The 10,875-nt window shown below is 73.4% G+C and carries 4 protein-coding genes; all 4 read right to left on the reverse strand.

All coding sequences use genetic code 11. From position 1 onward, the window contains the following. A partial coding sequence (locus D7Y13_RS30925; protein WP_120630860.1) for a M28 family peptidase occupies window positions 1–1,011 on the reverse strand: 1,011 nt, incomplete at its 3' end. A 254-nt stretch (window positions 1,012–1,265) separates the two neighbouring features. Next, window positions 1,266–3,818 (reverse strand): DUF5916 domain-containing protein, encoded by a 2,553-nt coding sequence (locus D7Y13_RS30930; RefSeq protein WP_147452527.1) that lies wholly within the window; start codon window positions 3,816–3,818, stop codon window positions 1,266–1,268. A gap of 67 nt (window positions 3,819–3,885) precedes the next feature. Next, window positions 3,886–5,292 carry an aspartyl/asparaginyl beta-hydroxylase domain-containing protein gene (locus D7Y13_RS45950; RefSeq protein WP_120584607.1) on the reverse strand — a complete coding sequence of 469 codons (1,407 nt, stop codon included), beginning with the start codon at window positions 5,290–5,292 and terminating at the stop codon, window positions 3,886–3,888. Next, on the reverse strand, window positions 5,289–10,865 hold the full coding sequence (locus D7Y13_RS30940; protein ID WP_120630861.1) for a non-ribosomal peptide synthetase: 5,577 nt from the start codon (window positions 10,863–10,865) through the stop codon (window positions 5,289–5,291). Before D7Y13_RS30940 ends, D7Y13_RS45950 begins: the two co-directional genes overlap by 4 nt. Window positions 10,866–10,875 lie beyond the last annotated feature (10 nt).

The raw sequence follows: 10,875 nt of genomic DNA on the forward strand, positions 1-10,875 counted from the left end.
GGGCGGATACACCACCGTCGCGACGCCGAGCACGTCGAAGAAGGTCGCGGTTGCTGGACCGGGCTCGGGGGCCGGCAGCGGTCGCGACGCGAGCCTTCGCACCAGCGCCAGCACCGTGTCCCCGACGTGCTGGAGGGTGCCGGGGGGCACGGCCTGCGGCCCATCCAACGCCGTGTGGTACGCGTAGCCGCCCTCCACCAGCGCCAGGTCGAGTCCCGGAAGGCCGCCCTCCACGTAGCGCTCGAAGTCCGTGTAGAAGGGCGCCGCGCCGCTCGCCATCACGTCCTGCCCCAGCACGGACGCGCTCGGGTCTGGCACCGCGTCCGCGTACGCGTCCAGCAACCCCCGGGCGCCAGGGCTCGCGCGGAAGAGGACCAGCCGGCCGCCGACACCGACGCCCTCCAGGTTGATGAACGCCTTCACGCCGCGCGCCCAGGGATGGCGCAGGAAGCCCGCCGCGCCCAGACGGCCGTCCTCCTCCCCTCCGTTGAGGTTGAGCAGCACCGTGTGGCGCGGACGCGGCCCCGCGCTCAAGGCTCGCAGCACCTCCACTCCCGCGGACACCGCCAGCGCGTTGTCCCCCGCCCCCGGGCTCTCCTCCGGGCTGTCGTAGTGCGCGGACAGGAGCACCGCGTCCGGCTCCGTGCCGGGCAGCCGCGCCAGCACGTTCACCGCGCGGAAGAGGACGAGCGTTCCCTCGTCCACCACGGTGGCCTCCGCGTCCTGCACCTGCACCTCCACGCCCGGCAGCGCCCGCAGCCGCTCCACCAGCAGCGTCACCGCGCGTTGCGCCGCGGGTGAGCCCAGGGGGCGCGGCGCTTGCGCCAGGGCGTGCAACAGCGGCAGCGCGCGCGCTTCCGAGAACGCTTCAGGCGCGGCGTCCTCCGGGCGCGGCTCCACCGGGCGGCGCGCCACCCACGCGGCCCCCAGCACCGTCACCAGCACCGCGAGGACCCCGGCCCAACGGCGCGCGTACTCCATGTGGACTCCGGCCTGGCGGCGCGTGCTCATCGCGTGGCTCCAGCCCAACGGCGCGCGTGTTCCATGCGGACTCCGGCCCGGCGGCGCGTGCTCATCGCGTGGCTCCAGTCCGGCAGCGTGCTCATCGCGAGGACCCCGGCCCAACGGCGCGCGCGCACCATGCGGACTCCGGCCTGGCGGCGCGTGCTCATCGCGTGGCTCCAGCCCAACGGCGCGCGTGATCCATGTGGACTCCGGCCTGGCGGCGCGTGCTCATCGCGTGGCTCCAGCCCAACGGCGCGCGCTCACCATGCGTAGCTCGCCTTCAGCAGCACCGTGTCCGAGCGCGGTCCCAGCCCGAGCCCGTGCGGCGGGAGCGAGCTTCGGGCCGCGTCCGCTCCCTCCAGCAGCGGCTCCTCCTGCGCCCGCGAGTAGATGAAGTAGAGCGTGGAGCCCACGTGGTACTCCCAGCGCGCCACCACGTTCACGTTGAGCGCCGCCGTGTGGAAGCTGGGGTCCTCCACGCCCGTCACCGGCTGGAGGTCTCGCAGCCGCACCGTCCCGTCCTCTGGGATCCGCGTCGCGTAGAAGGGACCATAGGGGCCAAGCCCCGTGAGCAACTGCACCCGCGCCTGCAACGTCAGCCGGGGCGTCACGACGACGAGCTGCTTGAGCGTCAGCGTCAGGAAGCGCGGCACCAGCTCCGCGAAGAGCAGCCGTCCATCCTCCGTCTCCCCCGTCCAGCGCGGACCGTCCTGCGTGGCTTCATACGACACGGCCACGTCCGTCTGGAGTCGGGGCATCGGGCGCCACGACAGCCCCGCGCTCGCGGACTTGCCCACGCGCCCCGGCGAGACGCCGTTGCGCGACGTGCGGTCCACGTAGCCCTCCAGCGTGAAGGCCAGCGGACGCAGCGGATCCGTCTCCAGCGCGCAGGTGGCGTAGCCGAAGTCCGGCAGTTCGTAGGCCAACCCCCGCCCCGGAATCTCCCGCAGGTCGCGGCGATGGGTCTCCACGCCCGCCTCGCAGTTCAGGGTGCTGAAGTCCGGCAGCACCGCCTCCAGCGTCAGGTCCAGCCCGCGCGACAGCGGCAGCCCCCGCGCGTCCGTGGACCAGCCGCCCTGCCCCCGCACGCCCAGCCACAGCTCGGGGAAGATTCCCCACCGCGAGCCGCGCCCGTACTGCACGTGGGCCGACACCTTCTGCTGGTTCTGGAGCGGCTGGAAGCCAGACGCGTTCAGATCCAACGTGGGCGACTCGTACTCGTACGTCAGCGTCGTGCGCCACGGCTCGCCGCCCAGCTTCCCGCCGCGCAGGTAGGCCCCGAACCCCAGGTCCCCAGCGCGCAGCCGCGTCCCATCCCGCAGCAGCACGCCCTCGGGGCCGCCGCCCGTCACCCGCGAGGCGTCCACCTGCCCGGACAGCGCGAAGACACCATCCGTCGTGCGCAGCCGGAAGTCCGCCGCCGCGGCCTGGCCCCCGCGCACGACGCACGGCGGATCCTCCGGCAGCGGCGTTCCCTGACAGCGCGAGGACAGCGGGGTCGCCGCCGTCACCATCAACCCCAGTTGCTGTCCCTCCGCCACCTCCGCGCGCAGCACGCCCGCGAGCGAGTTCATGGGCGGTGGCACCACGCGCGGCAGCGTGGCCTGGGAGGCGAAGTGCAGCGGGCGCGCCCACTGGAAGCGGTAGCCCCGCCCCGGAGCAGTCCCCAGCGCCGGGACGCCCAGGGAGACAGCGTCGAGCAGCCCCACCTGCACGCCGTCGCTCACGGTGCCCACCAGCTTCACCGCGCCCAGCAGCGGTTGATCCAGTCCCACGCGCCGCGAATAGAAGAGCGTCTGCGCGGAGCGCCCCGCCTGCGCGCCCACCGGCTGGAACAGCTCCAGCCCCTCCAGGAAGAAGGGGCGCTTCTCCGGGAAGAAGACCTCCGAGGTACCCAGGTTCACCAGCAGCTCGTCCGCCTCCACCTGGCCGAAGTCCGGGTTGAACGTGCCCGTGAGCGACAGGTCGCTGGCGAGCGCGGCCTGGAAGTCCAGGCCCACGTCCGCGGACGGCTCCAGCGTGGAGGCTCCGCCCAGCGGCACCGCGTCGCGGCTCGCGGTGAGGCGGCTGGCCACGTAGGGCGTCAGCAGGAGCCCGCGCTGATGGCGCACGCCCTCCAGCCCCTGGAAGTCCGCGAAGCGCGACACGAGCGCGTTGGCCTCGCGCGGGATGACGGTGGAGTCCACCTGCTCGTGCGTCCGGGCCATCTGCCTGCGGACGTGGAAGCCCCACGTCTGCAACGGCGCCTCCGGGAAGCGCAGGACGGACAGGGGTACGCGCAACTCCGCCGTCCAGCCTTCTTGCGTGACGGTGGCCTCCCCCTCCCAGACGGCGTCCCAGTCCTTCGCCTCGGTGGTGTCCTCGGTGAGGCGCGCGTCCTCCAGCGTCCCCCCCGCGTTGATGGAGAAGACGTAGGCGGTGGCCCTGTCCTTCAGGCTGTCCACCATCACCGTCACCCGGTCGGAAGGCGGGATGGCGTCGCGGCGGCCCAGGCTCCGGCGGATGAGCGCGGGCTGCCTGTCATAGGCGGTGATGCCCACGTAGAGGTTGCGCTCGTCATGGAGGATGCGCACCTCCGTGCGCTCCCCGGGCGCGGCGCCAGGCTCGGGGAAGCTCTGCACGAAGTCCGAGTACACCGGCGCGGCGGCCCACGCGGCTTCGTCCAGCACCCCGTCCACCACCACGGCCCCGTCCGTGCGCGCCGCCCGGAAGACGGCGGGCACGCGCGGGCCTTCCGCCGCCTGGACCGGCACCGCCAGCGCGAGCCAGAGCCCGCCCAGCCAACAGCGTCTGCGCCACGCCACCCGCGTCACGTCCGTTCCCTTCCGGCGCGCGCGCGGTCCCCACACACCTGGGCCGGGGACCGCGCAACACGCGCCCTCATGCGTAGGTGCCGCGGTCCACGTCCACGTTCAGGATGACCCGGTTGCGATCCGAGCGCTGCCACACCTCGTGGTACTGGGTGTCGTCGAAGACGAAGCAGCGGCCCTCCTCCCAGGAGATGAATTCGCGCCGCACGCGCGGCGACTTGGCGAGGAACTCCGGGAACGCGCGCTCGATGAAGAAGAGCGTGTTGAGGTAGTGCAGCTCCTCGCGACCGGACTCCGACGCCAGGGCCGAGGGCGAGGCCTCCCCCTTCGCCGTGAGCACGCCCTGCGCCTGGAGCCGGGCGAAGGTTTCGTCGAAGACGGGCGAGGCGGGATGCGGGGTCGCGTCCCGGTACGGCAGGCAGAAGCCCGGCTGCTCGATGCGCACGTTGAGCGCCTCCGCGACGGCCCACAGGGCCTTCCAGGCCCCGTCCGGGTTGTCCGTCCGAGTGAGCGAGGAGAAGCCCCTGAGCGTGCGGATCTCCGCCTCCGACAGCGCCTCGCGCAGCAGCCGCGCCGGCAGGCTGTCGTTGTCCGCGGCCACCAGCGGCAGGAGGCGGTCCACGTCCTTGAAGTCGTTGGGCGACACGCGGTGCGACCCCACGGCCATCACCGCGTCACCCGGGACGATGAGCCCCAGGTGGCAGCGGAGCATCGTGGCGTCGTTGCCTGTGTGCGCCAGGATGTGCGAGCCGGGTGCGAGGCAGGAGAACCACACGCTGCGCAGGCCGGGAATCCGCTTCACGATGGACGTCGTCACCGGACACGCTTCCGTCACGTCGCGGAACTCCGTGATGCCGCCCTTCTTCAGGAAGCTGGGGTAGACGGCCTCCTCCAGCACCGCGACGTGGAGCCAGCGCAGCGCGTCCCGGGCCTCGTCGCCGTCCACGTTCCCCAGCGCGAAGTGCCCCTCCCGCTGCACCAGCTGGCCCGCGGCCAGCAGCTTCGCCAACCGCTCGCGCGAGTGCGGCGCGCGGTCATCCAGGGTGAGCTGCCGCTGGTTCACCACGAAGAATTCGGGGTCCGCCACCACCGCGTTCATCCCGGCCACCAGCCGGTCGATCATCGAGGGCGTGCAGTCGTGCGGCGAGGTGTACGTGGACAGCTCCCGCATCGTCTCCTCGCCCAGGCGGGCCTGGAGCAGTCGCGAACCGAACGAGGTGGGATCGCCCAGCAGCACGCCGAAGAGCTGGAGCGGATCCGTGCAGTCGGACACGGTGAAGCGCGGGCGGTTGCGCACGTCCAGACGGTTGTCGTGGTACAGCAAATCCAGCGTGGTCCACCCCGCCGTGTACACGTCCGAATAGGCGTACGGCTTGAACCGGGCTTCGATCTGCCGCTCCGCCTCCGCGCGGATGGCCGGGTAGTTCGCCTCCAGCTCCTGCGTGAAGGGGAAGAGGTGCTTCGGGTAGAAGTTCATGACCTTGGGTTCCTTTCGTGGGTGGGGGCCAGTTGGCCTTCGAGCAGCGCCCGCAGGGCGTTGCCCACCGCCTGCACATGCGACGGCTGAAGCAGTTCGTAGTGGTTGCCGGGAACGAGCAGCGTCCGCACGCCGCCTCGCGCGACGCGGGCCCAGCCCCAGTCCTGTGAAGAGGCATCCCGGATGCCGCCCTCCGCCCCGGCCAGCAGCGTCAGCGACCCCGCGTAGTCCCCGGGGCGGTAGGCGTGCAGCGCCTCCAGGTTGGCGCGGAACACGGCGTACAGCCGCTCCAGCGTCTCCAGGGGGGCGTCCTCGGGCAGCACGCCACCGTCGCGCGCGGCGCGCAGCAGCTCCAGCAGGCTTCCACCGTGGGCGAGCGACGCCACGGACGCCTCCGGCAACCCCAGGTCCACCGCGAAGGCGCCCAGCAGCGCCGCGTCGTCACCGGGCCCGAGCGGTTGCTCGAAGCCCTCCAGCGTCGCGTCCAGCAGGCACAGCTCGCCCACGGACTCCCCCGCCGCTTCGAGCTGCCGGGCCATCTCGAAGGCGATGACGCCGCCCATGGACCAGCCGAAGAGGTGGTAGGGGCCCGAGGGCCGCACCCGACGCAGCTCGCGCACGTACCGAGTGGCCATGGCCTCCACCGTCAGGTCCGGCCTGGCGCCGGTGACGCCCTGGGACTGGAAGGCGTAGAGGCGGCGGCCCGTGAGCCTTTCGCCGAGCGCGCGGTAGCACAGGACGTTGCCGCCCACCGGGTGCACGAGGAACAGCGGAGGCCCGTCGCCCTCGCCGCCCAGGGGCACCAGCACGCCCTGCTCGCCGCCGGCCGTCTCCACGGCGCGCGCGAGCCCCTCCACCGTGCTCGTCTGGAAGAGCGTGGCGAGCGGGAGCCGCACCCCGAAGGCCGACTCCATCCGCGCCAGCAGCCGCAGCACGAGCATGGAGTGGCCGCCGAGCTGGAAGAAGTCACTCGTCGCCCCCACGCCCGTGACACCCAGCACGTGCTCGAAGAGGTCCACCAGCACCGCCTCGCGCGCGTTCCGGGGCGCGAGGCGCGCGATGTCCGGGCCCGTGGCCGCGTCCGACAGGGCCGGCAGCGCGCGCCGGTCCACCTTGCCGCTGGGCGTGAGCGGCAGCCGCTCCATCACCGCGAAGCGACCCGGCACCATGTACCCGGGCAGCACTCGCGCGAGGCCCGCGCGCAGCGTCTCTCCCCAGTCCGCCGGGGCACGGCCTCCCAGCGGCGCGACGTAGGCGGCGAGCAGCGCCTCCCCGCCCGGCGCCGCGCGCACCTCCACCGCGGCCTCGGCCACGTCGGGCAGGCCCAGGAGCACCGCTTCGATCTCCCCCAGCTCGATGCGGAAGCCGCGCACCTTCACCTGACGGTCGACGCGGCCCACGTACTCCAGCGAGCCGTCCTCCAGCCGCCGCGCCAGGTCTCCCGTGCGGTACAGCCGCGCCCCCGGCTCCGTCGCGCAGGGGTCGGGGATGAAGCGCTCGGCCGTCAGCGCGGGCCGGTTCAGGTAGCCGCGCCCCAACTGCACGCCCCCGATGAACAGCTCGCCCAGCGCGCCGGTGGGCAGCAGGTTGAGGTCCGCGTCCAGCACGTGAAGTCGCGTGTTGAAGACGGGGAAGCCGATGGGCACGGTGGGCCGCGCGTCCCCGGGCCTGCATGTCCAGTGGGACACGTCCACGGACGCCTCGGTGGGGCCGTAGAGGTTGTACAGCGTCGCGCGCGGGAGCCGCTCGATGCAGCGGCGCTGGAGGACGCCCGGCAGTGCCTCGCCGCTGCAGAAGACGCGCGTCAGGCCGTCCAGCGCCTCCAGCCCTGGCGCCTCCAGGAAGAACTGGAGCATGGACGGCACGAAGTGCACCGTGGTGATGCGCGCGGAGGCCAGGGTCCGCACGAGGTAGGCGGGATCCTGATGTCCGCCAGGGCGCGCCACCACCAGCCGGGCTCCCACCGCGAGCGGCCAGAAGAACTCCCAGACGGACACGTCGAAGCCGAAGGGCGTCTTCTGGAGGACGCGGTCGTCAGGCCCCATCCCGTAGGCCGCCTGCATCCAGGCGATGCGGTTGTGGATGCCGCGGTGGGTGACGAGCGCGCCCTTGGGCCGCCCCGTCGAACCCGACGTGAAGATGCAGTACGCGGGATGGTCCAGCTCCGCGCCGCCCGGAGGAGGCCGTGTGGCGGCGGAGGGTTCGAGCCCGGAGGTCCACGCGTCGTCGTCGAGCACCAACGCGGTGCCCGCGCCTTCCGGCAGCCGCTCCGCCAGGGCGCGGCTCGTGAGGGTGACCCGGGGACGCGCGTCCTCCACCATCTGGCGCAGGCGCTCCGCAGGCAGTCCAGGCTCCAGCGGCAGGTAGGCTCCGCCCGCCTTGAGGATGCCGTACAGGCCCACCACCATGTCGAGCGAGCGCTCCAGGAAGACGCCCACCAGCGCCTCCGGCCCCACGCCCTGTGCGCGCAGCCGGTGCGCCAGCAGGTTCGCCCGCGCGTCGAGCGCCGCGTACGTCATCGACTCCCCCTCCAGCTCCAGGGCGATGGCCGAAGGCGTGCGCGCGGCCTGCTGTTCGAACGGCACGTGCAGCGCAGACGGGTGCTCGAACACGTGCTCCGTGGGATTCCATGCGCGCAGCAGTTGCTGTCGCTCCTCCACCCCGAGCAGCGACAGCCGGCCCACGCGCTGCTCCGGCCCCTCCACCATCGCGGCGAGGACCGTGCGCAGGCTGCCCGCGAGCCGGGCCACGGCCTGCGCGCCCAGGCGATTCGCGTCGTAGGTGAGCGCCAGCCCCAGCGACGCGCCGGGGTAGACGGCCAGGTGCAGCGGGAAGCCCGTGCGCGGCGGGCCCAGCTCCTCGACGCCCGCGGCGAAGACGCCCCGCTCGCCGCCACGCAGGGGCCAGGGGTCCACCACGAGCACGCTCTCGAAGAGGAGCCGCCCGGCCCCCACCTCGCTCCAGCGCTGCACCTGCTCCAGCGGCACGAGTTCGTGCTCGCGCAGCTCGGCCTGCTCGCGTTGCAGCTCGCGCAGCCACGGGAGCACGGGCTGTCCGGCCGTCACACGGACGCGGACCGGCAGCGTGTTGATGAGCAGGCCCACCAGCTCCGTCACCCGCGCGACGGGAGCGGAGCGCCCCGACACCAGCGAGCCGAACACGGCCTCCGTCGCCCCCGCGTGTCGTGCGAGCACGAGCCCCCAGCCCGCCTGCACCAGCGTGCTCAACGTCAGCCCGTGGCGCGCGCAGAAGCCCTGGAGGGCTTCGGTCTCGCGGGCGTCCACGCTCACGACGTGGCGGGCGTAGCGGGGCTCCTCGGACGCCACGGTGACATCCGGCCCACCGTGGGGCAGCGGCGTGGGTGAGTCGAAGCCCCGGAGGGCCTCCGTCCACAGGGCCCGCGCGGGCGCCAGGTCCTGCTCCCGCTCGTGGCGCACGAAGTGACGGAAGTCCGGCGACGCCGCGAACACGGGCGTCCTCCCCGCGAGCACGGCGTCATGGTGCTCCGCCACTTCCGACAGCAGCAGGCCCAGGCTCCAGCCATCCAGGATGGCGTGGTGAAAGGACAGCGCGAAGCGCCAGCCGCCCGTGGGGGCCCGGGACAAGGCCAGCCGGAACAGCGGCCCCTCCTCCAGCACGAAGCCCCGCTGCAGATCCTCTTCCAGGAAGCGGCGCCAGTCGGCGTCGGACACCGCCGCCCCATCCCCGCTTCCAGAGTCGGCCTTGAACCCTTCGACGACCCGCTGGGCCGGCGCTCCGGCGTCGTCCAGGACAAACACCGTGCGGAGCGCCGCGTGTCGCTCCACGGCCGCCGTCCACGCGGACCGGAACGCGTCCACGTCCAGCGCCGCGGGCAGCAGGCCTCCCACCTGCTCGAAGTAGTCACGCGAGGCGGGCGAGAACAGCGCCCGGAAGAGCATGCCTCGCTGCATGGAGGTGAGCGGGGCGGACTCCCCGGGCGAGAGCCGCACGGCGTCCTCGGGCTGAATCCCCCCTGCGGGCCCGGGCTCCAGCGGCACCAGCTGCTCGGCGAACGCGGCCACCGTGGGGTGCTCGAAGAGCTGCTTCGGCGAGGACGCGAAGCCCTCCCGCCGCAGCCGGGACACGAGCCGCATGGCCGCGACGGAGTCGCCTCCCAGCGAGAAGAAGCTGTCGTCCGCGCCCACCGACGTCCGGCCGAGCACCTCCGCGAACACGCGCGCCACCCACTGCTCGCGGGGACCCGACGGCGCCCTCCCCTTCGTGCGCTCCACCGGCGGCTCCGGGAGCGCCTTGCGATCCACCTTGCCGTTCAGCGTCGTCGGCAGCGCGGGCAGCACGACGAAGACGGACGGCACCATGTACTCGGGCAGCCGGGCCTCCAGCGCCTCACGGAGTGCTTCCGGCGACAGCGAGGCCCCCTGCCGCGCCACCACGTACCCCACCAGCCGCGCCGCGCCTGAAGCCGCATCGCGCACCGCGACCGCCGCGTCCCGCACGTCGGGAACGGCCCGGAGCGCGGCCTCCACCTCGCCCGTTTCGATGCGGTGTCCCCGCACCTTCACCTGCGAGTCCTCGCGCCCGCGAACCTCCAGCATCCCGTCGGCGCGCAGGCACCCGACATCCCCCGTGGCATACAGCCGCGCGCCCGGCGTGGCGCTGAAGGGATCCGGCACGAAGCGCTCGGCCGTGAGCGCGGCGCGCCCCACGTAGCCTCGCGCCACGCCCACGCCCCCGATGTAGATCTCGCCGCACACGCCGGGAGGCACCGGTTCCATGCACGCGTCGAGCACGTACACCGGGGTGTTGAGGACGGGCCGGCCCACCGTCAGCCGCGCGTCCCCGGGCCGCACCCGCGCCACCGTGGACCAGACCGTCGTCTCCGTGGGGCCGTAGAGGTTCCACAGCGCCCCGCCCGTGGCGACGAGCCTCGCGGCGAGATCGGACGGAAGGGGCTCGCCGCCGCACAGCGCCGTCATCCGTCGCGGGTTCGTCCAGCCCGCCTCCAACAACATCCGCCACGCCGTCGGGGTGGCCTGCATCACCGTCGCGCCCGCGCGCTCCAGCCGCTCCGCGAGCCGCGATGCATCCCGGGCCTCGTCGCGCGTGCACAGCTCGATGCGCGCGCCCACCCGGAGCGGCAGGTACAGCTCCAGCCCCGCGATGTCGAAGGACAACGTCGTGACGGCCGCCAGCACGTCGTCTGCGGACAGCCCCGGGGCCTCCTCCATGGACGCAAGGAAGTTCTCCAGCGCCGCGTGGTGCACGCTCACGCCCTTGGGCCGGCCGGTGGAGCCCGACGTGTAGAGGACGTAGGCCTCGTCCATCCCGAGCGGGCCCGGCACACGTTCGACGCCCGCGTCCCGCACGTCCTGCGCCTGCGCGTCCAGGCGCCACAGGGTCCCCGCCTCCGGGCCCAGGCGCGCCTCGCAGCCCTGCTCGGTGAGTGTGAGGCGCAGCCCCGCGTCCTCGGCCATCAGCGCCAGCCGCTCACGCGGGAAGTGGGGATCCAACGGCACGTACGCCGCGCCCGCCTTCAGCACGCCCAGCAGGGCCACCGGCAGCCGGTGCGTGCGCTCCAGGCACACGCCCACCCGGTCCCCC

The organism is Corallococcus praedator (genome assembly GCF_003612125.1).
Lineage (GTDB): Bacteria > Myxococcota > Myxococcia > Myxococcales > Myxococcaceae > Corallococcus > Corallococcus praedator.

Excerpts from the sequence above, each read along its gene's own strand:
- D7Y13_RS45950 (WP_120584607.1), bottom strand. The coding sequence starts at position 5,292 with ATGAACTTCTACCCGAAGCACCTCTTCCCCTTCACGCAGGAGCTGGAG.